General features: G+C 36.2%; 20 protein-coding genes and 1 tRNA gene. All 21 read left to right on the top strand.

Features of this window, described 5'->3' with window-relative positions:
• The first annotated feature begins 136 nt into the window (after positions 1-136).
• Positions 137-394 carry a hypothetical protein gene (locus CC92_RS0104120; protein ID WP_029504307.1) on the top strand — a complete coding sequence of 86 codons (258 nt, stop codon included), beginning with the start codon at positions 137-139 and terminating at the stop codon, positions 392-394.
• A 16-nt stretch (positions 395-410) separates the two neighbouring features.
• Positions 411-836 (top strand): ankyrin repeat domain-containing protein, encoded by a 426-nt coding sequence (locus CC92_RS0104115; RefSeq protein WP_029504308.1) that lies wholly within the window; start codon positions 411-413, stop codon positions 834-836.
• A 147-nt stretch (positions 837-983) separates the two neighbouring features.
• A complete protein-coding gene (locus CC92_RS0104110; RefSeq protein WP_029504309.1) occupies positions 984-1,190 on the top strand; it encodes a hypothetical protein in 207 nt (68 codons plus the stop codon).
• Between the two features lie 469 nt (positions 1,191-1,659).
• Positions 1,660-2,085 carry a flavodoxin family protein gene (locus tag CC92_RS21395; RefSeq protein WP_051650846.1) on the top strand — a complete coding sequence of 142 codons (426 nt, stop codon included), beginning with the start codon at positions 1,660-1,662 and terminating at the stop codon, positions 2,083-2,085.
• Between the two features lie 419 nt (positions 2,086-2,504).
• Entirely contained in the window at positions 2,505-4,136 is a 1,632-nt protein-coding gene (locus tag CC92_RS0104100) for a glycoside hydrolase 43 family protein (protein WP_029504311.1), read from the top strand.
• 490 nt (positions 4,137-4,626) lie between these two features.
• Positions 4,627-5,007, top strand: coding sequence for a VOC family protein (locus tag CC92_RS0104095; protein WP_029504312.1), 381 nt, complete (start codon positions 4,627-4,629; stop codon positions 5,005-5,007).
• A gap of 202 nt (positions 5,008-5,209) precedes the next feature.
• The gene (locus tag CC92_RS0104090; RefSeq protein ID WP_031420175.1) at positions 5,210-5,989 is read left to right on the top strand and encodes a SagB/ThcOx family dehydrogenase; all 780 of its coding nucleotides are present in this window, start codon (positions 5,210-5,212) and stop codon (positions 5,987-5,989) included.
• Positions 5,990-6,233: 244 nt separating this feature from the next.
• Positions 6,234-6,617 carry a hypothetical protein gene (locus CC92_RS0104085; RefSeq protein ID WP_029504315.1) on the top strand — a complete coding sequence of 128 codons (384 nt, stop codon included), beginning with the start codon at positions 6,234-6,236 and terminating at the stop codon, positions 6,615-6,617.
• Between the two features lie 177 nt (positions 6,618-6,794).
• The gene (locus CC92_RS0104080; RefSeq protein WP_029504316.1) at positions 6,795-7,352 is read left to right on the top strand and encodes a metalloregulator ArsR/SmtB family transcription factor; all 558 of its coding nucleotides are present in this window, start codon (positions 6,795-6,797) and stop codon (positions 7,350-7,352) included.
• 225 nt (positions 7,353-7,577) lie between these two features.
• Positions 7,578-8,636 carry a bactofilin family protein gene (locus CC92_RS21390; RefSeq protein WP_155998446.1) on the top strand — a complete coding sequence of 353 codons (1,059 nt, stop codon included), beginning with the start codon at positions 7,578-7,580 and terminating at the stop codon, positions 8,634-8,636.
• 130 nt (positions 8,637-8,766) lie between these two features.
• The gene (pyrH, locus tag CC92_RS0104070; protein WP_029504318.1) at positions 8,767-9,474 is read left to right on the top strand and encodes a UMP kinase; all 708 of its coding nucleotides are present in this window, start codon (positions 8,767-8,769) and stop codon (positions 9,472-9,474) included.
• 41 nt (positions 9,475-9,515) lie between these two features.
• Entirely contained in the window at positions 9,516-10,070 is a 555-nt protein-coding gene (frr, locus tag CC92_RS0104065; RefSeq protein WP_029504320.1) for a ribosome recycling factor, read from the top strand.
• 225 nt (positions 10,071-10,295) lie between these two features.
• Positions 10,296-11,018 carry an isoprenyl transferase gene (locus CC92_RS0104060; RefSeq protein ID WP_029504321.1) on the top strand — a complete coding sequence of 241 codons (723 nt, stop codon included), beginning with the start codon at positions 10,296-10,298 and terminating at the stop codon, positions 11,016-11,018.
• 88 nt (positions 11,019-11,106) lie between these two features.
• Positions 11,107-11,916: a phosphatidate cytidylyltransferase gene (locus CC92_RS0104055; RefSeq protein ID WP_051650848.1), complete on the top strand. Its 810-nt coding sequence runs from the start codon at positions 11,107-11,109 to the stop codon at positions 11,914-11,916.
• A gap of 114 nt (positions 11,917-12,030) precedes the next feature.
• Positions 12,031-13,197, top strand: a complete 1,167-nt coding sequence (locus tag CC92_RS0104050) for a 1-deoxy-D-xylulose-5-phosphate reductoisomerase (RefSeq protein WP_029504323.1) — start codon at positions 12,031-12,033, stop codon at positions 13,195-13,197.
• 37 nt (positions 13,198-13,234) lie between these two features.
• Positions 13,235-14,527, top strand: coding sequence for an RIP metalloprotease RseP (gene rseP / locus CC92_RS0104045; protein ID WP_029504324.1), 1,293 nt, complete (start codon positions 13,235-13,237; stop codon positions 14,525-14,527).
• A 176-nt stretch (positions 14,528-14,703) separates the two neighbouring features.
• Positions 14,704-15,756: a flavodoxin-dependent (E)-4-hydroxy-3-methylbut-2-enyl-diphosphate synthase gene (ispG, locus tag CC92_RS0104040; protein ID WP_029504325.1), complete on the top strand. Its 1,053-nt coding sequence runs from the start codon at positions 14,704-14,706 to the stop codon at positions 15,754-15,756.
• Positions 15,757-16,070: 314 nt separating this feature from the next.
• Positions 16,071-20,633 carry a PolC-type DNA polymerase III gene (locus CC92_RS0104035; RefSeq protein ID WP_029504326.1) on the top strand — a complete coding sequence of 1,521 codons (4,563 nt, stop codon included), beginning with the start codon at positions 16,071-16,073 and terminating at the stop codon, positions 20,631-20,633.
• A gap of 768 nt (positions 20,634-21,401) precedes the next feature.
• Positions 21,402-21,473 (top strand) — tRNA-Glu (locus CC92_RS0104025).
• Positions 21,474-22,425: 952 nt separating this feature from the next.
• Positions 22,426-25,065, top strand: coding sequence for an alanine--tRNA ligase (alaS, locus tag CC92_RS0104020; protein ID WP_029504327.1), 2,640 nt, complete (start codon positions 22,426-22,428; stop codon positions 25,063-25,065).
• A 263-nt stretch (positions 25,066-25,328) separates the two neighbouring features.
• Positions 25,329-25,505 (top strand): 30S ribosomal protein S21, encoded by a 177-nt coding sequence (gene rpsU, locus CC92_RS0104015; protein ID WP_012200629.1) that lies wholly within the window; start codon positions 25,329-25,331, stop codon positions 25,503-25,505.
• The last annotated feature ends 131 nt before the right edge of the window (positions 25,506-25,636 follow it).

Here is a 25,636-nt window from a genome sequence, read left to right as displayed (position 1 = left end):
GTGCCTGTGCCACAAACAGCACAGGCACGACACCAAATAAGTATATACGGATAGAATCTGCCTACTGATTTGGTGGGCAGCAGTATTAGTGTTAATTATAGGTTTTTACAAAATATAAGGAAGAGAGAACAAGAAAATGATGTCAGATATGGGTTACGAATATACTTCACCATGGCATAGGGAAATAGCAGAAGATATCAGAAACGGTAATTTAGAAAACCTAGAAAAAGCATATGCGGCAGGCTGGAATGTCAACGAACCGATAGAAAGGTTTGAACCAACGGAGTGGTTTCATTATCCGCTTATCTATGCGATTGAGTATAAGGTAGATTCCTCGATAAGATGGCTTATTGAACATAAGGCTAAATTAGAATGCTTTTTTATATGCAGTTAAACATTTAGAGAAAGAAATGATTGAGTATATTATTGAAAAAGGAGCAAAGATTGTTGTATGTAACGGAAGTATTACGGCATTTGATTATCTCGAATCTGGAAAGAGAATGCATCTAGTACCCTATATCTTAAGCCTTGGATATCCTATAGAATATGCTACTGATGCAGCTCAAAGTGCAGTACGTAATAGTGATTATGAAACACTTGCCATACTTTTAGATAACGGATTTGATATTAACAACAGAAAAAAAACAGTTGTTAATGCTACCGGTGATACTTTGATAGCAGAGGCAGGTATGTTTAGTGATGAAAAGATGATTCATTATTTATTAGAGAGAGGGGCAGATCCTAATATTCCGAGCTTAACGAAAAAACTACCTTTTGAGATGGCTTTGAAATTAGGAAAGCCAAAGAATGCACTCCTACTGAGAGGAGAACGGTGAGATACGGATAAGATTTTAAAAAAACTTCCGGCAGAGATAAAAAAATTTTTATTAAAGGGAGAGCTAAGACTGGATTTCTCAAAGAAAAATGCAATTCAATATATAATTTTTTTGCCATTAGAAGATCTGATAGACAGTCATTTTGGTATGCGTAAGGGAATATTACTGACACAAGCGGTTGGAGATTATCCGGGAATTAGTTTATTTTGGAATACTAAGAAAAAATGCCTTTCCTACTTTGAGGATGAGCATGACTGGTATGGAGAATTTCCAGTATCCTTTTCTGAATTTATGAAGCAGCCGGAGAGGTATCTGGATGCCATTTTTACGGATGAATTTTTGAGTACATACTGATTTGATAAAAATAAGATACAAGAAAGAATCTGGTGTAGCGTGAAAGATATCTCTTTCACGCTACAAATTTGAATATTGGCTACAACCACAAACTTATGTATGTAAATATACCCATATATCTGATTATAACAAGTATATGATATGGATTGCTTATTATTAAGTAAATACCACTTGACAAAGGGGCAATTCGTAATAAAATGAAAAAAGATAGTTATATGCTGTTAACTTGCGAAGGTAGTTTCCGTCATATTTAAAGGTGGAAACACTTACTAGTTAAGAAATGTGCATTTACCCATTCAGATAATAAGGAAGCTTTATTAGTAGGTTATGAATAGGTAGTAACACGAAATACATAATTAAGTTATAGTGAGAAAGCAAATCATATCTGGCGAAAATGTGTTCGATGGAAACGGCTATCGTGTAGAAATACAAAAATAGGAATCTGTATGAAAGGAAGCGTAACTCAAAGATGAAAACAAATGCAAAGACGCTTGTAATGTATTACTCATTTACCGGACATACGAAAGAGATGGCTGAGAAACAAGCCAAAAAGAACAATGCTGATTCAGTGGAAATAAAGGAATCTAAGAAAAGATCCAAATGGAATGCTTACTTAAAAGGGTGTGTACAAGCAAGAAAACAAAGTAGTACTAAGATTGATGAGGTTAATATCGACTTTACAAAATACGAACGTATCTTGATTGGAGCACCAATTTGGGCAGGATATCCTGCACCAGCATTTAATAGTATGATTGATATGATACCGTCTGGAAAAGAAGTGGAATTATTTTTCCTCTCAGGGAGCGGAAGTACTGCGAAAACAAGAAATAAAATTAAAAAGTATTTATCCGACCATCATATCAAAGTATCAAAATATATGGATTTAAAAAGTTAGATAGATATATTAGGGCTTATGTTTTTCGCTGCCTGTAGACAGTGAGTAGCAGAAGCTCTTTTTAATAGATAGGAAATTGCAACGCAATTTCCTATCTATTAAAAACTCTCCGAGGGATGCGCACTCACCCTATGGGTTCGGCGCGACAAAGTACCTTCGCTTCTAAGTATAAGACTTGATAAGCCTAAGTGGCGAAGCCACTTTGTTCTATGAGAATTTAGAACATCAAATATAAGTTTCGCTGAAAATAATTCACAGTTACTAAAGGGTGTAGACAAGTCACATTTTTACTGTACAATACTACTAATTTTTTATGATTCTATCAAATATTTGCAACAACTATAGAAAATTTAACTACAATAGTGTAATATAGTATAGTGAGTAAATTAATTATACGTAAGCAACTATGGAGGACTTTTATGTGGATAGCAGATTTAGAAAATGGTAACTATAGGAATCCAATCCTTTATGCGGATTATTCTGATCCAGATGCAATTAGAGTAGGGGACGATTATTTTATGATAGCGTCGAGTTTTTGTAATGCGCCAGCGTTACCCTTACTGCATTCTAAGGATCTCGTGAATTGGAAAGTTGTGAATTATGTATTAGATAAAGTTCCAGAGTTCAGGTACAGAAATCCAATGCATGGATGTGGTGTGTGGGCACCAGCAATCAGATATCATGAAGGTACTTATTATGTGTGTTTTCCAATGCCAGATGAAGGTATCTACATGACAACAACAAAAGACCCATTTGGAAAGTGGAGCGAGCCTGTGAATATCAGACCAGGTGCAGGTTGGATTGATCCATGTCCATTCTGGGATGAAGATGGTAAAGCATATCTTGTTGCAGGTGTTGCAAAGAGTCGTATTGGATATAAGAGTGTTCTTCATATGGTGGAAATGCAACCGGATGGTATGGGGCTTATCGGAGAAGAAGTTAGAATTTTCGATGGTGATACCAATGGTAATGTTACTACCGAAGGTCCTAAAATGTATAAGAAAAATGGTTGGTATTATATATTTGCACCAGCAGGTGGTGTAAAGACGGGTTGGCAGTTAGTTCTTCGCTCCAAGAATGTATTTGGCCCTTATGAACATAAGATTGTGATGAGACAAGGAGATACTCTTGTGAATGGACCTCACCAAGGAGCTTGGGTGGATACAGTAACAGGAGAGGATTGGTTCTTACATTTTCAAGATGTTTATGCAGCAGGGAGAATCGTTCACCTTCAACCTATGCATTGGGAGAATGAATGGCCAATCATTGGTGTAAATAAAGAAGAAAATGACTACGGAGAACCAGTCATGGAATATAAGAAACCGAATATCGGAAAGACAGAGGAAGAGCTGAAAAACAATCCACTATATCCAGTATGCGAACCAGATACTACGGATGAATTTGAAGGCAGTAGTCTTGGCTTACAGTGGCAGTGGAATGCTAATCCTGAAAACGGTTGGTATGAATTAGGCAATTCAAAGATTAAATTGAATGCGGTATCTTCTGTACCATTACGTCCGGTCTGTGATTATCGCAACCTTCTGTTACAGAAGTGGCCAGCACCTGAATTTTCTTGTATCACTAAGATGAGTTTTGCAGGATTACAGGATGGAGATACTGCAGGTATTGTATCCTTAGGTATGGAATATAGTGCCATGGCAGTCAGTAAAAAGAATGGTTCCTATGCGATCGAGAAAATTACAGGAGTTCAGAACTTTGATTGTGATGTTTCCTATGCAGATCAGAACAAAGTAAGTATTCCATTAGCAGAAAGCGATTTTAAAGATAAGGAAAAGATTGTATTCTTTAAATATGAAGTGAAGTGCGTTGGTTATTTAGATAATATGGAAATGGATATTCCAGTAAAGCATGTTCCTCAGGAGACAATCACAATGTCTTATAGTCTTGATGGAGAGGAATATAAGGAAGCGTTTACCATCCATGCAAAAGCAGGAAGATGGGTAGGCGTTAAGAATGGTGTCTTTAGTAATCATGACAATACAGTGAATGGCGGAGGCTATGTGGAAGTAGACTACGTTAGATATGAGTAAATACTAAGAAAACGAGATAAAACACAATTTAAACTGAATATTTAATGAAAAGAGACTATGGTAAAATAGACCCTATAAGAAAGACAGTTAAAAAAAGAGGATATTCCTCAAATTTAACTGACTCTATCTTATAGGGTCCATTTTTGATATGTTTTAAGTTATATTTAGCGTCGGTGTCGATTGGCTAGATTAACATTTTATGACATTAACGGGCTAATAGATTAGATATAAGACTAAATAAACCAAATTCATTTGACTTCATTTAAATGAGTGCGGTATCGTTGAACATAACAATACTTTGAGATTACCTTACTTTTTCGTATTGTATTTCATTTATAGACTATGTTATTGTATAAATAGATGATAAGAGGGAAAGTTACTCAATTAGAAACCTAATTTATGAAAGAATACAAATAGTTTCTCAATATAACTGAAAAAAGTTTGCTTTTAAATGAGAGTCTCTAATAGTCTAAAGAAAGGGTGGAACTAGATGCTAGCTCATATTGGTATTTATACAAAAGACTTGGAACGTTTGCGGGCATTTTATGAGAGCTACTTTGGTATGACAAGTAATGAGAAATACCAAAGCAAGCGAAACCTAGGATTTGAGAGTTATTTTCTATCCTTTGGAGAAGGAACGAGAATTGAACTTATGACGTTAGATGAGTTAGCAGAATCGAATGATTTGTTAGCTAATGGTATACATCACATTGCTATTTCTGTTGGAAATCGTAAGAAGGTGGATGAACTTGTCTTAAGATTAAGAGGAGATGGTTATTCTATTATGTCAGAGCCAAGAGTGACTGGGGATCATTACTATGAGGCGGTTGTGAAAGATCCAGATGGAAATCTGATAGAAATCACAGAATAATAAGGAAGAATCTGCGAAAGCATACAGAGGAAGGATTTTATCATTACAGCATAAAACAATGAAATAAATAAGGATGCTACATAAAATTAAAAAGGAGAAAAGCAGGAATTTAACCTAATTGCCATGAAGTAGTAATTAAGTTATGAGAAAGTAGCGTAAGTGGATTGCGAATATCCGCTTTAACAACTGCTAGGATAAGAAGATGGATATTATTGATTTAAGAGAAGTTATGAAAGCATATACGGCACTGGATGAAGAGACAACATCCGATCAACAGCAAGGTTTACCACAACCAGCGTTGGATAAGGCTTATGTCAGCGCAAAGTCAATTAGTTTACCTAAAGATTTTGAAGATGTGGTTATCAACAATAGCTTTTTAGATATTATGAATCAAAGAACTAGCAGAAGACTTTACAATAAGCAACCGATAACATTGAAGGAGCTTTCATTTTTGCTTTGGACAACACAAGGTGTTAAAACTGTCATAGGAAAAAAGAATAAAGCTACTCTTCGTACGGTTCCATCCGCTGGAGCAAGACATCCATTTGAAACGTATCTCTTTGTAAATAATGTGGAGGGGCTAGAACCTGGCAGATATCATTATGTAGCGACTGAACATAGGTTGGAATTCTTAGGTTCTCTTGAAAATCAAATGGATAGGGTGTCAGAGGCGTGCTGTGGACAAACTTTTGTGGGAACCTGCGCAGTTACTTTTGTATGGACCGTAATCCCTTATCGTAGTGAGTGGCGTTATACAAACAAGGCTCAAAAATATTGTTTAATCGATATAGGACACGTAGGACAAAATTTATACTTGGCTTGTACGGCAATTGGCTGTGGTACTTGTGGTATTGGCGCGTATGATCAAGCATTGGCAGATGCTTTGTTAGGATTAGATACAGATCCGTCGAATGAGAAAGAAAATGAATTTGTTGTATATATGGGTTCTGTTGGGAAATATGATGCGAAAGAAGAGCAATAGTAATAAGGTATAGATTCATAGATGCCATAAATTAAGGACAAATAAAGGAATTTCGGTTCTTTTGTTTGTCTTTTTTTATGAGAGGTTACTAAATTGATAAGATACATTTGGAAATAAAGTTAGTAGAAAAGGTGTTAATACATAATTTATTACAAAAAACTAAATAGATGAATATAAAATCAAATTGACTAAATATAATTATATTGATATAATCAAAGAAAACATATTTTAAGGAGGAACTACAATGACAATAAAGGAATTAACACTACAATATTGTGGATTTATTGAAGATAAAAAGAAACAATGTACAGAACAATATGAAAACTTAAAAAAAGATAATCGTAAGGACGAAGCAGATCATGAAAAAATAAAAGAGAACATTTGCGACATATTTGAGGTATTATTTAAAGCCCATGTGAATCAACTTGAAAAATTATCTGTATCAGAAGAGGAGAAACTACTGAGATTAAAAGCGGACTTTACAAATCGTTTCGAAACTATTCCAAAGAATTGGATAGCTCGCCTTGAACTTGCCAAGAGGCATAATGATGTTGCAAATATAGTGATCGAAGAGTTAAAATTACAGGTAGCAAAGGAATTAGAAGAACAGTTTATAGCACTGTATTAATCTGGTAGCTGAGTTTAATATAGGATAAAGAAATTATCAGTAGAATTTAAATAAGAAATTAGTAAGGAAATAGTGAAGTAGATAAAAAATATAGTAAATAAGAAATAGCCAATATAGGAAATAAGAATATAGAAATAAGAAATAAGAAATAGAAGATAGGATTCTAAAGGAGCATATATGACAGAAAATGATGCAATTAAATTATTCAAATCATTGGCAGATAAATCCAGATTGATGATACTAAAATCTTTGGCGGAGCAGCCAATGTATGTGGAGCTTTTGGCCAAGCGTCTTAATCTGACACCACCAACAATATCATTCCATTTAAAAAAATTAGAAGATGCAGGTGTAGTAAATTCTAAGAAAGATCAATATTATACGATATATTCATTAAAAGAAAACATCTTAAACGCAAAAACACTAGATATTATAAAAGAAGAATCTAGTGAGAAAGAAGTTCAAGAAGAACGAGAAGAGCAATATCGTAAGAAGGTGATTGAAAGTTTCTTTGAGTATGGAAAATTAAAGTCAATTCCTGTTCAGAGGAAGAAAGAACGAATTATTTTAGAAGAGATAGCAAAGGCATTTGAACCAGGGAAGCTTTATACGGAGAGAGAAGTAAATATTACCATTGCGGATTATCATGATGATTTTTGTACGTTAAGAAGAGATATGATATCCGAAAAAATCTTATCTCGAGACGAGAAGGGATATCAATTAATAACAAAAGAGTAGAATAAGAAACAGGAATGGATAATTTATACTATTCCTGTTATTTTGTGAGAAATTATCTAATTTTTACTCAATTTTATGAGGTATATTGTAGAACTTTCATTAGGATAGGACTCCAATTTTTCAGATTCTACTTTACAAATTTCTCGAAGTTGATTAATATAGAATAAGATGTATTTGGTAGAATTCTGTGCTGTAATGTAAAAAACGGAAGAAGGCAGAGAACGAATGAAACATAATGGAGGTCGTGTAAGAATGGGTTTCTTTAAAGATTTCAATAAGGACCGCAAAAAGTCTAGTAGTGAATCGGATAAGGAAAAGCAAGAGGAAATCTTCGATAGGCTAAATATCGAGGAGGAAACTCCTGTTGTCACAGAAGATGTCTTAGTGGAAGATCCTGTAGAAGAGAAGTCAAATGACTTTATCTTAGAGGAATCTAATCTAGAACTATCGGAAGATGAGATATATCAGGAAATCATGAATGCGACAGAAGAATTGCTAAATTCAGAAGCTGCTTTATTAGGAGAAGAACCGTTAGGCGTACATATGGAAAACCAAAATGAGCAAACACAAAATGTAGAACGTGAATCCTCTGACAAAGAGAAGGAAAAAGAGGAAGAAATAAAGGTAGAAAAAGAGGAAGAAATAAAGGAAGAAATAAAGGAAGAAATAAAGGAATTGAAAGAAACTGGAGATGGAGAGAATACCATGGTAGATTTTGAAGAGAGCGTTGTTGATGAAGAATTATTGGACACGTTATTGAATGAAGAAGAAAAAGCACCGACGGAGAAAGATGGAAATACCATGCAACCTAAGAGAGAGTTATCCCCAAATGATAAGGATGCAGTTACGATTATTTCGAAAGGTACAACGATTAATGGTAGTATAGTCTCAGATTGCTCCTTAGATATAATGGGTACGGTAATTGGTGATATTGAATGCCAAGGGAAATTATCGATTACTGGACGAATCATTGGTAACTCTATTGCTTCTGAGATTGAAATCAATTCCAAACGATTAGAAGGTAGTGTAAGTAGTGAAGGAAATATTAAAATAGAACCGGGTACTGTAGTGATTGGCGATGTAACTGCTAGTTCTGGTCAGATTGCAGGTGCTGTTAAAGGAGAGGTTGATATTAATGGACCAGTTCTACTAGATGCAACAGCAGTAGTAAAAGGGAATGTGAAAGCTAGATCCATGCAGATGAATAATGGTGCTGTTTTGGAAGGATTCATTTCCTTAGCTTATGCTTCTATGGATGTCGAAGACGTATTTAAAGAAAAATAAGGTTTCTCCATAGAACAGGGTAGAAATCTACTCTCAAATATGGTAAAATTGCTGTGACTGTTTGGGAACAGTAGAAAATCGCATGCGAAATCATCGATGTGTATAACAAAGACATGAGAGGTAGCATAATATGAAATCCTATAATAGAGTATTATTAAAGCTCAGTGGGGAAGCACTTGCTGGGGATAAGAAGACAGGCTTTGATGAAGCAACCTGTATTGGTGTAGCAAAGCAGGTGAAGCAATTAGTTGACGATGGTATTGAAGTGGCAATCGTGATCGGAGGAGGAAACTTCTGGCGTGGACGTAGCAGCGAGACCATTGACCGTACGAAAGCTGATCAAATTGGAATGCTTGCAACGGTAATGAACTGTATTTATGTATCGGATATTTTCCGCTATGTGGGTATGGAAACAAAAGTATTTACACCATTTCAGTGTGGAAGTATGACAGAGCTGTTTAGTAAGGATAAAGCAGTGGAATGCTTAGAAAAGAATCAGGTTATCTTCCTTGCTGGTGGAACAGGTCATCCGTATTTTTCAACAGATACTGCAACAGCACTTCGTGCAATCGAATTAGAGACAGATGTCATCTTAATGGCTAGAGCAGTGGATGGAGTTTATGATAGTGATCCAAAAGCAAATCCGAATGCAAAGAAATACGATACGGTTTCCTATCAGGTATTACTTGATAAAAAACTGGCAATCATGGATTTAACAGCTACTGTTATGTGTATGGAAAATAAGAAGTCATTACTTGTATTTTCTCTTAATGAGGAGAACAGTATTGTCAATAATGTAAAGGGAAATTGTACAGGAACTGTGGTAACAGTAGAATAAATTTTGGTACAATGGATTGAAAATAGTAGGAGGTCTTTTTTATGAATGAAAAAATTAAACCTTTTGAAGGTAAGATGCAGAAGTCTTTAGATACGCTAAAGGAAGAGTATGTAGCAATTAGAGCTGGTAGAGCAAATCCACATTTACTTGATAAGTTAAGAGTAGATTATTATGGAACACCATCCGCAATTCAAGCAGTAGCAAATGTTTCTGTTCCTGAAGCGAGAATCATTCAGATTCAGCCATGGGAATCAAAGTTAATTAAGGAAATAGAAAAAGCTATTTTAGCTTCTGACCTTGGGTTAACACCAAGCAATGATGGAAAAGTAATTCGTCTTGTTTTTCCAGAATTAACTGAGGAACGCAGAAAAGACCTTGTTAAGGATGTTAAGAAAAAGGCTGAGAATACTAAAGTTGCAATTCGTAATGTTCGTCGTGATGCGAATGACGCAATTAAGAAGCTTGCAAAAGCAAATGAAATCTCTGAAGATGAGCAAAAGCAAATCGAAGATGAAATTCAAAAGATTACAGATAAGTTCGTTGCTGAGGTTGACAAGGCAATGGAAGATAAGTCGAAAGAGATTCTTACTGTTTAATCATATTCGGATTTACGGTGCAATCAGTGCCCGGAATCTGCAATAGATTTCGATAAGCTATCATATAGGACGTATAAGACTTTTTAAGGTCCATACGTCCTATTTTATATTGTAATTCCAATACAACGATAGCTTTTATTTATGAGCATATATGCCAAAAATAAAAAAATCAAGATGACTGCAAGTAATTTGCTGCAATCGAAAGGAAGGTAGGCATAGGGGTTAATGAATACAGAATTAAAAGGATTAAAGATTCCAAATCATATAGCCATCATTATGGATGGGAATGGCCGTTGGGCGAAAAAAAGAATGATGCCACGTAATTATGGGCATAAGCAAGGAAGTAAAATTGTAGAGGAGATATGTAGAGAGTCTTATAACCTTGGTGTTAAGTACGTAACGGTATATGCTTTTTCTACAGAAAATTGGTCAAGACCACAATCAGAAATAGATACTCTAATGAAATTACTAAAAGACTTTTTATCTGAGTGTTTAAGTAAAAGCAAAAAGAATAATATGAGAGTACATGTCATCGGTGATATAACTAGATTAGAGCAATCCTTACAGGATACGATTGTAAAGCTTGAGGAAGTTAGTGCGAGCAATACGGGATTGTGTTTTCAAGTTGCCTTAAATTATGGTGGACAGGATGAAATCTTACGTACAACGAGAAAAATAGCACAGGATGTAAAAGATGGAAAATTATCCATTGAGGATTTAAATACAGAAGTATATGAGAATTATTTGGATACCAAAGGAATTCCTGCACCGGATTTATTAATTCGCACCAGTGGTGAGCAGCGTTTGTCTAATTTTTTATTATGGCAACTTGCTTATTCTGAGTTTTATTTTACTGATGTCTTATGGCCAGATTTTAATAAGGCAGAGCTTATGAAAGCAATAGAGTTCTATAATGGCAGAGAACGTAGATACGGTGGAGTGGGCTGAAATAGGAGTTTTTACGAGATAAATTAATGAGGTATAAAAAAGTACTTACAATACTAAAAGGTGCGAAAGCGCTAGAATAGAGGTTATAATGAAGGATCAATCTTTTTTGATACGATTTCGTAGTTCCTGTATCTTAATGTTGATTACGGTAGCAGCGATGGTTATAGGTGGAGAAGTATTGTTTGCATTACTTCTTGCGATATCATTAATAGGCATGATGGAGTTATACCGAGTGCTTAAGATGAATAAGAGTATTTTGGCTTTCACAGGATATATTTTTTGTATACTCTTTTATATGGTAGTGTATTTTAATAAAACAGAATTAATTTTTCCTTTACTCATTGGATTCTTGTTGGTGTTAATGGGTGTATATGTATTCTCCTTTCCTAAGTTTCATTCAGACCAGGTAACTTTAGTATATTTTGGTCTCATCTATGTTGGCATCATGCTATCTTTTATATACAGGGTTAGAATATTAGAGAATGGTTTTCTACTTGTATGGATGATCTTTATTGGAGCTTGGGGTGCAGATACATGTGCGTACCTTGTAGGTAGAAAGATTGGAAAGCATAAGATGGCTCCAGTCTTAAGCCCAAAGAAATCGGTAGAAGGATTATTTGGTGGTATTCTCGGAGCCGCTTTGATTGGTTTTTTATTTGCAACCATTTTAAAAGGGGAACTAACCTCGATTAAAAATCCTCAATTAAGTTTCGCAATTATTGGTGGGTGTTCCGCAGTGATATCTACGATAGGTGATTTAGCAGCTTCTGCTATAAAACGTAACCATGAAGTAAAAGATTATGGAAAATTAATCCCTGGGCATGGTGGAATATTGGACCGATTTGACAGTATTATTTTTACTGCACCGATTGTATATTACCTACTTCAAGTGTTATAATGATAAAACGCAAGATTCTATAGGTATCAGTTTCTATACTTAGGATCTAAGGTGATGGAAAACTTTCAGCATCTTGATAAGTATGTGCACTATGGTGCATAGTTAGGAGTTACTATGAAAATTATATCAGTTTTGGGATCTACCGGTTCTATTGGCACACAGACCTTAGAGGTGGTACGAAATAATAAGGACTTGCAAGTATCTGCACTTGCCGCGTCTTCTAATATCACATTATTAGAAGAACAAATCAGAGAGTTCCATCCGAAACTTGTTTGCGTATATGATAGGGAGAAAGCACAAGAACTAAAGAACAGGATTTCTGACTTAGATGTTATTGTGGAAGCAGGAATGGAAGGTCTTATCGCTTGCGCTACGGAAGATAGTGCTGATATGATAGTAAGCGCTGTTGTTGGTATGATAGGAATCAAACCAGTAATGGAGGCAATCTTAAAGGGAAAAGATATTGCCTTTGCAAATAAAGAAACGTTGGTAACCGCAGGGCATTTAATAATGCCTTTGGTAAAGAAGCATAATGTAAATTTATTACCTGTAGATAGTGAACATTCCGCTATCTTTCAATGTCTTCAGGGCAATGAATCATCAACTGTCAGTCGAATTATATTAACTGCTTCTGGTGGACCATTTCGTGGGAAAACCCTTGAGGAGCTTAAATATGTGAAGGTGGAAGATGCACTGAAACATCCAAACTGGGAAATGGGCAGAAAAATTACGATAGATTCAGCGACTATGGTAAATAAAGGTCTTGAAGTGATGGAGGCACACTGGCTATTTCACGAGCCACTGGATAAAATTGAAGTTGTAATCCAGCCACAAAGTATTATTCATTCTGCTGTGGAGTATGAAGATGGAGGAATTATAGCGCAACTTGGTACTCCGGATATGAAATTACCGATACAGTATGCACTTTATTATCCTGATAAGAGAAGATATCTTCCGGGGAAACGTTTGGATTTTTTTGATATTGGCCAGATAACTTTTGAAAAGCCAAATATCAATCACCTGCCTGGCTTACGTTTGGCATATGAAGCGATGAAGGAAGGGCATAGTGTCCCAACTGTATTTAATGCAGCCAATGAGCTTGCGGTTGCAAAATTTTTAAAACGTGAAATATCTTTCCTTTCGATTACTGCATTGATAGAAAAAGCAATGGAGAATGTGTCGATAGTGAAGGAACCTTCCTTAGATGAAATTCTGAATGTGGAACAGGAAACATATGATTTTATAGAAAGAGAGTGTGTGAAGGCTAATTATCAGATCTGACAGGTTGCCCACATGCTAAAGAAAGGAAATTTACTGGATGAAAATAATTGTAGCATTATTAATATTCGGAGTCATCATAACGTTCCATGAACTGGGACACTTTTTGTTGGCGAAGAAGAATGGTATTGTGGTGACGGAGTTTTCCCTGGGTATGGGACCTCGTCTTTTTAGCAAAGTGTATCATGGAACAAGGTATTCGTTAAAGCTGTTTCCAATCGGTGGCTCTTGTATGATGCTTGGAGAGGATGAACTAAACGATAATGAAGGAGCGTTCAATAATAAAAGTGTTTGGGCGCGTATCTCAACGATATTTGCAGGACCGTTATTTAACTTTATCTTAGCGTTTTTCCTTGCATTATTTGTAGTTGGAATGGTAGGATATGATCCAGCTCGTGTTGTTGATGTTCCTGAGGGCAGTGCTGGTGCTAATGCAGGTCTTTTAGTTGGTGATATCATTACCGAAATTGATGGTGAAAATGTTGTATTTGCAAGGGATATTACAACGCATTTTGATTTTAATCCTCTTAAGACACAGAGTCCAATCACTGTTAAATTTAAGAGAAATGGGGAAAAGTTATCGACTACTTTAGTTCCAGACGTTGATAAACGCTATATGTTGGGTATATCTTATTCGCCAGACTCTCAAGGGGAAGCTCAGATTACTTTGTTAAATGATTCTGCATTTAAAGATGCAGGGATTAAGAATGGTGACATCATAACAGCGGTGAATGGAACAGAGATTAAGACAAGTGCTGATCTAAGTTCTTATCTGGAAAGTCATCCACTGGATGGAACCCCGCTTACAGTTACTTATACACACAACGGAAATTCAGATACCGTTGAGGTTACCCCACGTATGACAGAGTGGTATACCATAGGATTTAACTATAATCAAGGATATGAAAAGACAGGCGTTTTTGGAGTTGTCCGCTATAGTATTTCAGAAGTTCGTTACTGGATCGAAACGACAGTAAAAAGTCTTGGTCAGCTAATTACTGGTAAAGTAGGAGCAGATGAACTGGGAGGACCGGTTCGTATTGTCAGCGAGCTTGGTAATGTAGTAGAAGCAAAAGAAGACATCGGTATTAAGAATGTAATTATCTTACTATTTAACTGGGGGATCTTATTAAGTGCAAACCTTGGAGTAATGAATCTCCTCCCTATTCCAGCGCTGGATGGAGGTAGATTGATATTCTTAATCATTGAGGCAGTTCGTGGAAAGCCACTGGACAGAGAAAAAGAAGGCTTTGTTCACATGCTAGGTTTTGTTGCTTTGATGATATTAATGGTGTTCTTATTCTTTAATGATATTAAGAATGTTTTTTTCTAGGATTTGAGTAGACAATAATATTATTACTATGATTTCTTAAGTTGTTTTAATTGCATTAATGATATAGGGTAAGGTTCAAAATTATTCTATATAGATTTACATTGATAAGGTTCTTTAGGAAATATGAAATGTGAATGTAGTTGTGATTCGAGGTCTTAGTTAGAAAAGAGGATATTATGTATCGCGATAAAACAAAAGTAATTACAATTGGAAATCGACAGATTGGAGGAGGAAATCCTGTCTTAATTCAATCTATGACAAATACGAAAACAGAGGATATTGCCTCAACGGTAAATCAGATCTTAGAACTTGAGGAAGCAGGTTGCGATATCATTCGCTGTGCTGTTCCAACGATGGAAGCAGCAGGAGCACTGAGGGAAATTAAGAAAAAGATTCATATTCCTTTGGTTGCGGACATTCATTTTGATTATCGTTTAGCGATTGCTGCCATGGAGAGTGGAGCAGATAAGATTCGTATTAATCCTGGAAACATTGGAGATATAGAACGAGTAAAGGCAGTGATTGATGTAGCGAAGGAACGTAATATTCCAATCCGTGTTGGAGTAAACTCTGGTTCCTTAGAAAAACATATTGTAGAAAAGTATGGACATGTAACGGCAGAAGGATTAGTAGAGAGTGCGCTTGATAAAGTTCATCTTATTGAAAAATTAGGTTATGATAACTTGGTAATTAGTATAAAGTCCTCTGATGTGCTTATGTGTGTAAAAGCGCATGAATTAATTGCTCAAAAGACAAATTATCCATTGCATGTTGGAATTACTGAGTCAGGTTCTATCGTAGCAGGAAACATCAAATCAGCAATAGGCCTTGGTTTGATTCTCAATCAAGGAATTGGTGACACCATACGAGTTTCCTTAACAGATCAACCACTCGAAGAGGTTCGGTCAGCAAAGATTATATTAAAAACATTAGGGTTGCGACAAGGCGGTATAGAAGTTGTTTCATGCCCGACCTGCGGACGTACTCAAATTGATTTGATTGGTCTTGCAAAACAAGTGGAAGATTTAGTAAGCAGTTATGATTTGGATATTAAGGTTGCAGTCATGGGATGCGCTGTGAATGGACCAGGAGAGGCAAAAGAAGCGGATCTCGGTGTAGCAGGCGGCAAAGGTGTTGGTTGCATTATTAAAAAAGGAGAAGTTATTCGTACAGTGCCAGAGGAATCTTTGTTAGAAGAGCTTAAGAAGGAATTGGATAGCTTTCTATAATCAATAGAAATATGTGTAGAAGTTGGTTGGCTTTATCTTCTCAATAGAAATAAGTGGGGGATATTGGTTGGCTTTATCTTCTCAATAAAAAGTAGAGGAAATTGGTTAACTTATTCCCCATATAGTTAATGACAAGAAAAAGTTCGCTAAGCGTGCTTTTTCTTGTTTATAGCTTATTGACGAACAGTTTAATATTCAGAATGAGGATAGTGAATAAGACGCAGAACGCTAAATGGATGTTAGTTTTGATTATACAACTATTTTTTCAACATCCTTATTTGTATGCGTGCTAAGGCGCGTAGACGGGAGTAATTATGTTATTTTTTGAAGTGTTTGATACACTGAATGTAGAAAAAGAATTGTATGAGTTATTCTCTGATATCAGCGTATTAAAAGCGTTGGTATCAAAGAATAATGGAAATGTTCATATCTACATACAGAGTACACATCTGATTAGTAGGAAACAAATAAAAATGATGGAAGCGAAGCTGCAAAAGCAGCTTTTTTCATCGACCAAAAGCCGAGTGAAGTTGATAGAAAACTATCAACTTTCTTCACAATATAATCCAGAATCTTTATGGAATATGCACTGCGATAGTATTTTGGAAGAACTAAATGACAGTAGTATCATGAATTATAACATACTACGTATGGCAGAGATATCTTTTGATGCTAACAAAATGATAATAAAGCTTCCAGATACCTTCTTGAATCAAAAAAAATCGGAAGAAATTAAAGTGTTTTTAGAGCCTTTATTTGAAGAACGATTTTGTATCCCATCGGTGATCCAATTTGAGTTTTATGAACTGATAGAGGATGATAAAGAAGAGGAGTACCCACAGATACGAAGAGAGAGCATAAAGCAAAATGTGAGTGTATCGATGGAAACAAGCCAAGAAGTAAACGATGAGATACGTGCTGAGGTACCATTTGAGTTGTCTTCTTCAAACCCAAGTCATAATCAAACTGGTAAGGATGGTTCAGGAAGTAACTCAGAAACGAAAGCATTTGAGAAGAAGGAAGAAAAGAAAACAAAAGAAGATAAATTCTCACCATCGGAAAGGAAAAATACTGCTTACGATAAGGCAAAAGGTTACAAGAAAAAGCTTCCGGATGATCCTGATATTATTTATGGTAGACCGTTTGAAGGAGATTCTATACCAATTAAGGATATTCAAGAGGAAATCGGAGAAGTTGTAGTCCGTGGAAAGATTCTGTCCACAGAAGAAAGAGAGCTGCGAAATGAGAAGTTCTTACTTTCCTTTAATGTTACTGATTTCACTGATACAATTTCAGCTAAAATATTCGTTCGAGCTGATGAGATCGAAGACGTTCGTAGTCAAGTTAAAAAAGGTATATTCATTCGAATAAAAGGGATGGCACTTTATGATACGTATAGTCGTGAAATTACATTAAATTCGATTATTGGAATCAAAAAAATACCTAGTTTTATAGAAAAGAGAGTTGACCGTTCAGAAAATAAACGTGTAGAATTACATGCTCATACGATGATGAGTGATATGGATGCAGTAGTAGATCCAAAAGATCTTGTTAAAACGGCCTTCGAATGGGGGCATAAAGCAGTTGCGATTACCGATCACGGAGTGGTTCAGGCTTTCCCGGAAGCTTCTCATGCAATTAACCCGAAAGACTATAAGGATGATGAAGAGAAGATGCAGCGTGCAAAGGACTTCAAAATTATCTATGGAATGGAAGCCTATGTCGTAGATGATATGAAGGATATTGTACAGGGAGATCAAGGACAAAGTATGAAAGATACTTGTGTAGTTTTTGATATTGAGACTACTGGTTTTAGTTCGGTAAAAGATAAGATCATTGAGATAGGTGCTGTAAAAATACAAAACGGTGTCATTGTTGATAGATTCTCCACATTTATTAATCCTGAAGTACCGATTCCATACGAGATACAGAAGTTAACAAGCATTACAGATGAGATGGTAATCGGTTCTAGAACCATCGAAGAGATACTTCCAGAATTTATAAAGTTTTGTGAGGGTTGTTATTTAGTGGCGCACAATGCCTCTTTTGATATTGGCTTTATTACAAAGAAAGCAGAATTTTTAAATTCACCAATAAAAGTAACTTCGGTGGATACGGTGGGATTAGCTAGAATCTTGTTAAAACATTTAAAAAATTTCAAATTGGATACCGTAGCAAAGGAATTCAATATCTCCTTAGAAAATCACCATCGTGCGGTAGATGATGCGGAATGTACTGCAGAAATCTATATAAAGTTTTTGGAAATGCTTCGTGAACGTGGCATAGAAACTTTAGCCCAGATGAATAAAGCCGAAGAGGTTACTGCAGATGTCATTAAGAAGATGCCTACCTACCATGCAATCATCCTGTGTCAAAATGATATTGGACGAGTAAACCTATATCGAATGGTTAGCTATTCACACATCGATTATTTTCAACGCCGCCCAAGGATACCAAAGTCGGTGCTTACGAAATATAGAGAAGGTTTATTAATTGGCTCTGCGTGTGAGGCAGGTGAACTTTACCAAGCCTTTCTAAGAAACTCTTCCGAAGGAGAAATCATTAGGCTTGCTAAGTTCTATGATTATTATGAGATACAGCCTCTTGGTAACAATCAATTCATGATTGAGAGCGAAAAAATAGACATTAGCTCAGAAGAGGAGTTAAAAGAGATTAATCGTAAAATCATAGCCTTAGGGGAGGAATACAATAAACCAGTAGTAGCGACTTGTGACGTACATTTTCTAAATCCTGAGGATGAGGTTTATAGACGTATTATTATGGCGGCCAAAGGATTTTCTGATGCAGATAATCAAGCACCATTATATTTTAGGACAACCGAAGAGATGCTTGAAGAATTTAGCTATCTTGGAAAAGAGAAAGCAGAAGAGGTTGTTATTACAAATACAAATAAAATCTGTGATATGATTGAAAAAATATCACCGGTACGTCCCGACAAATGTCCACCTGTTATCGAAGATTCCGATAAGACACTACGAAATATCTGCTATGAAAAAGCGCATTCCATGTATGGTCCTAATCTTCCCAAAATCGTAGCGGATCGATTGGAGCATGAGTTAAAATCAATTATCAATAATGGTTTCGCCGTTATGTATATCATTGCGCAAAAACTTGTTTGGAAGTCGAATGAAGATGGTTACCTTGTTGGCTCCCGTGGTTCCGTTGGTTCTTCTTTCGCAGCGACAATGTCTGGTATTACAGAGGTAAATCCGCTTCCTGCTCATTATTACTGTCCAAATTGTCATTTCTCTGATTTTGATTCAGAGGAAGTAAAAGCGTTTGGTTCGAGTTCAGGTTGTGATATGCCAGACCGTGACTGTCCGGTCTGCGGTCAACCATTAGCGAAAGACGGTCATAATATACCATTCGAAACGTTCCTTGGATTTAACGGAGATAAGGAACCAGATATCGACCTTAACTTCTCTGGAGAGTATCAGAGTAAAGCACATGATTATACCGAAGTTATTTTTGGTAAAGGGCAGACCTTCCGTGCTGGTACGATTGGTACGCTGGCGGATAAGACGGCATTTGGATACATTAAGAAGTATTATGAAGAGAAGAGTGTGCATAAGAGGGTTGCAGAAATTAATCGTCTGGTGGAAGGTTGTGTCGGTGTACGAAGAACGACAGGGCAGCATCCTGGTGGTATTATCGTTCTACCATTAGGAGAAGAAATCTATTCATTTACTCCAGTACAACGTCCAGCGAATGATATGACAACGAAGACGGTAACGACTCACTTTGACTATCACTCCATTGACCATAACTTACTAAAACTAGATATTCTCGGGCACGATGATCCGACCATGATTCGTATGCTTGAGGATTTGACAGGGATTGATGCGAAGACAATTCGCATGGATGATCAGAAGGTTATATCATTATTTAAGTCTACCGAAGCTTTAGGAATAAAACCAGAAGATATCGGGGGCTGTGACCTTGGTAGTCTTGGTCTTCCAGAGCTTGGAACTGATTTTGTTATGCAGATGCTTCGTGATACGAAACCGCAGAGCTTTTCTGACATGATTCGTATTTCTGGTCTATCCCACGGTACAGACGTATGGTTAAATAATACTCAGACTTTGATTGCAGAGGGAAAATGTACTCTATCAACAGCGATTTGTACTCGTGACGATATTATGACATATCTGATTAGTCAGGGTGTTGAGAATGGACTAGCATTTAAAATCATGGAAAGTGTTCGTAAAGGAAAAGGGCTTACTCCGGATATGGAGGAAGCGATGATTGCGAAGGGGGTACCGGATTGGTATATCTGGTCTTGTAAACGAATTAAGTACATGTTCCCAAAGGCGCATGCTTGTGCTTATGTTATGATGGCGTTTCGTATTGCTTATTTTAAAGTGTATTATCCGCTTGCTTATTATGCTGCTTATTTTAGTATCCGTGCCACTGCATTTAACTATGAATTAATGTGTCTTGGTAAGGAACGGCTGGAGTATCATATGGCAGATTATAAGCGCCGTATGGGGTCAAATGATCCTGCGCAAAAGTTGACGAAGAAGGAAGAAGATACCTTAAAGGATATGAAGGTAGTGCAGGAGATGTATGCAAGAGGTTTTGACTTCATTCCAATCGATATCTATACTGCAAAAGCACATCATTTTCAGATTATAGATGGTAAATTAATGCCAGCGTTAAGCACCATTGATGGACTTGGAGATAAGGCGGCAGATCAGGTAGTAGAAGCAGTAAAGGATGGAAAATTCCTCTCAAGAGATGATTTTAAAACAAGATGTAAAATCAGTGGTACAGTAGTGGATCTTATGGGGGATTTGGGGTTATTGGGGGATTTACCAATGACGAATCAGATTTCTTTGATGGATTTTATGCTATAAAATAAGATTATCGATATGCTTGCCTTAGAGTTGTGAACATTACTTTATGCAGCTTGCCTGTGGTTTACAGCTGTTATGGTAAAGAATCGATACCATCTATCGGACTGATATGGTTCTGGCTGATATAGATCCCGCCTAATCTGGCGCTTTCGGTGAGTAAGATAAAGAGGACTCCCATTACGATTGGAGCCCTCTTTTTATCTCTAAGGGGAAATACCAGGGATTAGAGAATTCTGTGTTTTGTCAATGTATAATTACTACTAAGAAAAGTTTTCTCTTTCTGTTATAAACGAAATAGCATCAAGAGTCCTTTAATTTAATTCCTGCGAATTTAATTTCTACATCAGCATTATATTTTAATCTGTACATAAGTTCCCCTCGATTTATTGCATTATGAATCTCTTTTATCTCATTTAATACATCTTCTTCATTACGATACCATCCTAATGTTGTATTGTGCTCTAAAATTTTATTATGTTAAAATAAAGGAAAGTAGTTGATATTTTGGTATTTTACACAAATTGTATATTATGACACCATAATGTACAAAAAATTAAAAAAAATCAAAAAATTCAAAAAAAGGACTTGCATTTTCTGTTTCCATGTAGTAATATAATTAACGTAGCAAGGCTCGTTGGTCAAGCGGTTAAGACGCCGCCCTCTAACGGCGGAAACAGGGGTTCGATTCCCCTACGAGCTGTTAAATCAAAAAGTTGAAAAACTACTTGATTTTTTAAAAATTATATAGTACAATTTAAAATGTTGTAAGGCTCGTTGGTCAAGCGGTTAAGACGCCGCCCTCTCACGGCGGAAACAGGGGTTCGATTCCCCTACGAGCTGCTATTTTAAAACGAAATTGAATAGAGATAAATTAGGAGTGCTTATTTTAAAGACTTTATAAAGTCGCAAAAATATAGCATTTTTTTTTATTCTATTTCACTTGATTCATCTGCCAGACGTTTTATCAGGGTAGAGTTTATGGAATGATTATTAAAATTATTTTCGATTTCTTTTGTGGAGTGTGGGACGATACATATCAAGCATTTTACTTGCCATAGCTGGGGGACAATGAATTGTATCATAGTTTACTTTTGTTGGCAAGAAAGTTGACTTTTTGAGGGGATTCTTGTATCGACAAAAAAAGAAGTAAGAAATAAGAGTTAAAAGTGTTTACAAATTATCCCATCTTTATTATACTTAATATTGTTAGAAAGGAGACATACCCATGTTAAAAGTATACATCTGTCCAATCTGTTACAATTTTAGACTGGTATCCAAACGGAGCAAGGCGTATTGTCTTCATTGTAATCATAGCCTCTTGCCATGTAACATTACTTATGTAGCGTACTCGAATCTTTCAGAAGAAGAAAGGGGCAAGTACAAAGCATATTGGATCATGAGAAAAAAGCAAACAGGTAGCTGTGAAAAATAATTAATCTTTAGAATATAGTCTAATTGGCACATGAGAGTACCCTGCGATAGACATAGTCAGGCTATTTCTTATCGTGCCTTTTTTATTGCATGAATAATTAATAGACTATTAGGTTATTCCCTATATACAGGGGGATTTCAAGTTGACAAAAGACGGTATAATCTTTATAATTAATCATTGGTGTATGTTTAGAAGTTGTTGAAATAACAACCTTTATAACGAAAGAAATAAGAATGTGTATCCTCACCAAAATGTTATGAAGGATCATTGGGATTCATAACAGTGATGGTAAGTCACAATAAAAAGAAGTCATTACGAAATGATTCTTAAAAACGATAGAAACTAGCAGGAGGACAAACCATGAAAGCATATGGTGTGAATGAGCTAAGAAAGATGTACCTTGACTTCTTTGAAAGCAAGGGACATTTAAAGCTGAATAGTTTTTCTTTAGTACCACAAAACGATAAGAGCTTATTATTAATTAACTCCGGTATGGCACCGTTAAAGCCTTATTTTACAGGACAGGAGATTCCACCAAGAAAGCGTGTAACGACTTGCCAAAAATGTATCCGTACTGGTGATATCGAAAATATCGGTAAAACGGCAAGACATGGTACTTTCTTTGAGATGCTTGGTAACTTCTCTTTTGGTGATTATTTTAAGCAGGAAGCAATCGCTTGGTCCTGGGAATTCTTAACTGAGGTTGTTGGTCTTAGTGGAGACCGTTTATATCCTTCTATTTATTTAGAAGATGATGAAGCATTTGATATCTGGAATAAAGAAGTTGGAATAGCTCCAGAAAGAATTTTCCGTATGGGTAAAGCAGATAACTTCTGGGAGCATGGTGCAGGTCCTTGTGGTCCATGTTCTGAGATTTACTATGATCGTGGTGAAAAATACGGTTGTGGTAGTCCGGATTGTACCGTAGGATGTGAATGTGACCGTTACATCGAAGTATGGAACAATGTATTTACTCAGTTCAATAGCGATGGTAATGGCAACTATGAAGAATTAGAGAATAAAAATATCGATACTGGAATGGGTCTTGAGCGTTTAGCAGTTGTAGTTCAGGATGTTGATACATTATTTGATATCGATACGATGAAAGCAATTCGTGACCATGTATGTAAGATGGCAAACGCAGAGTATAAAGTGGATCCAAAGAAGGATATGTCTATCCGCTTAATTACAGATCATATCCGTTCTGTAACTTTTATGACCTCAGATGGTATTATTCCATCCAACGAAGGAAGAGGATACGTTTTACGTCGTTTACTTCGTAGAGCAGCAAGACATGGCAGATTATTAGGTATTGAGGGCAAGTTCCTTGCAGAGCTTAGTAAGACTGTAATTGCAGAATCAAAAGACGGGTATCCAGAATTAGAAGAGAAGAAGGAATATATCCTTAAGGTATTGACAATAGAGGAAGAGAAATTCAATAAGACAATTGACCAAGGTCTTAGCATCTTAGCTGAGATGGAAGAAGCATTAGTTTCTAATGGGACTAAGACTTTAAATGGAGAGGATGCATTTAAATTATATGATACCTATGGATTTCCATTAGATTTAACAAAAGAAATCTTAGAGGAAAAAGGCTTTAGTATTGATGAAGAAGGCTTTAAGAAAGCAATGCAAGTTCAGCGTGAAACAGCTAGAAGTGCGCGTGCAGTGACAAACTACATGGGTGCCGATGCAAGTATTTATGATGAAATTGATCCTGCAATTACTTCTAACTTTGTTGGTTATGATAGAATAAGCCACACTTCTAAGATTACGGTTCTTACTACTGAAACTGAGTTAACCGATGAAGTTGTAGGTGGACAGACAGCTACTATTATTGTAGATGAAACACCATTCTATGCAACAATGGGTGGTCAGACAGCAGATGTTGGTCTTATTACAACAAAGGATGCTGAATTTGAAGTAGAAGATACCATTAAGCTAAAAGGTGGTAAGGTAGGTCATGTTGGTACTGTAACCAAGGGTAGCTTTAAAATTGGTGAGACAGTAACACTTACCATTGATTCTGAGAGAAGAAAAGCAATTGGTAAGAACCATAGTGCAACTCACCTTCTTCAGAAAGCACTTCGTAATGTGCTTGGTTCTCACGTAGAGCAGGCTGGATCTTATGTGACAAGTGAAAGACTTCGCTTTGACTTTACACATTTCTCTGCTTTAACAAAAGAAGAGATTGCAAAAGTGGAAGCTATGGTAAATGATGAAATCGCAAAGAATGTACCAGTTATTACAGAAGTAATGAGCGTAGAAGATGCTAAGAAGAGTGGTGCGATGGCATTATTTGGTGAGAAGTATGGCGATAGCGTTCGTGTAGTAAGCATGGGTGATTTTAGTAAGGAATTATGTGGAGGCACTCATGTAGCTAACACGGGTTCTATTACTGTATTTAAGATTTTATCAGAAGCAGGTATTGCAGCAGGAGTACGTCGTATTGAGGCAATTACATCGAATGCAGTATTTGAATACTATAAAACAATGGAAGAAGAACTTCATGAGGCTGCCAAGGTAGCAAAAACTGAGCCATCTTCCTTAATAAAGAGAATTGAAAGCTTACAAGAAGAGTTAAAGGCTGCGTTATCTGAAAATGAAAAGTTAAAGGCTAAGCTTGCTAATAATTCTTTAGGCGATGTAATGAATCAGGTTGTAGAAGTAAAGGGTGTGAAACTCTTAGCTTCCAAAGTAACAGATGTTGATATGAACGGACTTCGTAACCTTGGAGATCAGTTAAAAGAAAAACTAGGGGAATGTGTTATTCTTTTAGCTTCTGCGAGTGGAGATAAAGTTAACCTAATTGCAATGGCTACTGATGGAGCTATGGCAAAGGGCGCGCATGCTGGTAACTTAATTAAAGAAGTTGCTGTTTTAGTTGGCGGTGGCGGCGGTGGACGTCCAAATATGGCACAGGCAGGTGGTAAGAATCCTGCTGGAATTGATGCTGCAATAGAAAAAGCGGTATCTGTTGTGGAAGGTCAGATTAAATAATGCCATAAAGTCCTCTGTTTAAAGCTATTTTAATAGTTTAAAGTAAAACTGCGAAATGGAACAAAATTCGTAAAAAGTGCTTATTATAACAACGTAAAAGTGGTACTGCAAGGTGCTAATAATTGAAAAACTTGCGGAATAATAGCAAAAAGGTATTGACATTTAAGCTGTCTACCTTTATAATCTTTGTAGTGCTATTCAAAAAATACCCAAACAGTTGTAAAAGCACAATTCACAACTGGAGGGAGGTTAGGTGTGAGTCTATGTCAAATGTAATCGTAAAAGAGAACGAATCCTTAGACAGCGCTCTCCGCAGATTCAAGAGAAACTGTGCGAAGGCCGGAATCCAGCAGGAGATTCGTAAGAGAGAACATTACGAGAAACCAAGCGTAAAGCGTAAGAAAAAGTCTGAAGCTGCTCGTAAGCGTAAGTTTAAATAATATGTGCAAGAATCCCCAGTCTAACGACTGGGGTATTTTTTTGGCTTTAAGCATCCATTATATGGATACTTGTCTTTTCTTAACGGAATATTAACACGAATTTGTTATTTTTTTCTTTCGGTGTATATCTA

The sequence above is a fragment of the Lachnoclostridium phytofermentans genome, assembly GCF_000733755.1.
In the GTDB taxonomy this organism is placed as follows: domain Bacteria; phylum Bacillota; class Clostridia; order Lachnospirales; family Lachnospiraceae; genus Lachnoclostridium; species Lachnoclostridium phytofermentans_A.
This window is presented reverse-complemented; position numbering and strand designations above follow the sequence as displayed.

Excerpts from the sequence above, each read along its gene's own strand:
- CC92_RS0104120 (WP_029504307.1), top strand. The coding sequence starts at position 137 with ATGATGTCAGATATGGGTTACGAATATACTTCACCATGGCATAGGGAA.
- CC92_RS0104115 (WP_029504308.1), top strand. The coding sequence starts at position 411 with ATGATTGAGTATATTATTGAAAAAGGAGCAAAGATTGTTGTATGTAAC.
- CC92_RS0104110 (WP_029504309.1), top strand. The coding sequence starts at position 984 with ATGCGTAAGGGAATATTACTGACACAAGCGGTTGGAGATTATCCGGGA.
- CC92_RS21395 (WP_051650846.1), top strand. The coding sequence starts at position 1,660 with ATGAAAACAAATGCAAAGACGCTTGTAATGTATTACTCATTTACCGGA.
- CC92_RS0104100 (WP_029504311.1), top strand. The coding sequence starts at position 2,505 with ATGTGGATAGCAGATTTAGAAAATGGTAACTATAGGAATCCAATCCTT.
- CC92_RS0104095 (WP_029504312.1), top strand. The coding sequence starts at position 4,627 with ATGCTAGCTCATATTGGTATTTATACAAAAGACTTGGAACGTTTGCGG.
- CC92_RS0104090 (WP_031420175.1), top strand. The coding sequence starts at position 5,210 with ATGGATATTATTGATTTAAGAGAAGTTATGAAAGCATATACGGCACTG.
- CC92_RS0104085 (WP_029504315.1), top strand. The coding sequence starts at position 6,234 with ATGACAATAAAGGAATTAACACTACAATATTGTGGATTTATTGAAGAT.
- CC92_RS0104080 (WP_029504316.1), top strand. The coding sequence starts at position 6,795 with ATGACAGAAAATGATGCAATTAAATTATTCAAATCATTGGCAGATAAA.
- CC92_RS21390 (WP_155998446.1), top strand. The coding sequence starts at position 7,578 with ATGAAACATAATGGAGGTCGTGTAAGAATGGGTTTCTTTAAAGATTTC.
- pyrH (WP_029504318.1), top strand. The coding sequence starts at position 8,767 with ATGAAATCCTATAATAGAGTATTATTAAAGCTCAGTGGGGAAGCACTT.
- frr (WP_029504320.1), top strand. The coding sequence starts at position 9,516 with ATGAATGAAAAAATTAAACCTTTTGAAGGTAAGATGCAGAAGTCTTTA.
- CC92_RS0104060 (WP_029504321.1), top strand. The coding sequence starts at position 10,296 with ATGAATACAGAATTAAAAGGATTAAAGATTCCAAATCATATAGCCATC.
- CC92_RS0104055 (WP_051650848.1), top strand. The coding sequence starts at position 11,107 with ATGAAGGATCAATCTTTTTTGATACGATTTCGTAGTTCCTGTATCTTA.
- CC92_RS0104050 (WP_029504323.1), top strand. The coding sequence starts at position 12,031 with ATGAAAATTATATCAGTTTTGGGATCTACCGGTTCTATTGGCACACAG.
- rseP (WP_029504324.1), top strand. The coding sequence starts at position 13,235 with ATGAAAATAATTGTAGCATTATTAATATTCGGAGTCATCATAACGTTC.
- ispG (WP_029504325.1), top strand. The coding sequence starts at position 14,704 with ATGTATCGCGATAAAACAAAAGTAATTACAATTGGAAATCGACAGATT.
- CC92_RS0104035 (WP_029504326.1), top strand. The coding sequence starts at position 16,071 with ATGTTATTTTTTGAAGTGTTTGATACACTGAATGTAGAAAAAGAATTG.
- alaS (WP_029504327.1), top strand. The coding sequence starts at position 22,426 with ATGAAAGCATATGGTGTGAATGAGCTAAGAAAGATGTACCTTGACTTC.
- rpsU (WP_012200629.1), top strand. The coding sequence starts at position 25,329 with ATGTCAAATGTAATCGTAAAAGAGAACGAATCCTTAGACAGCGCTCTC.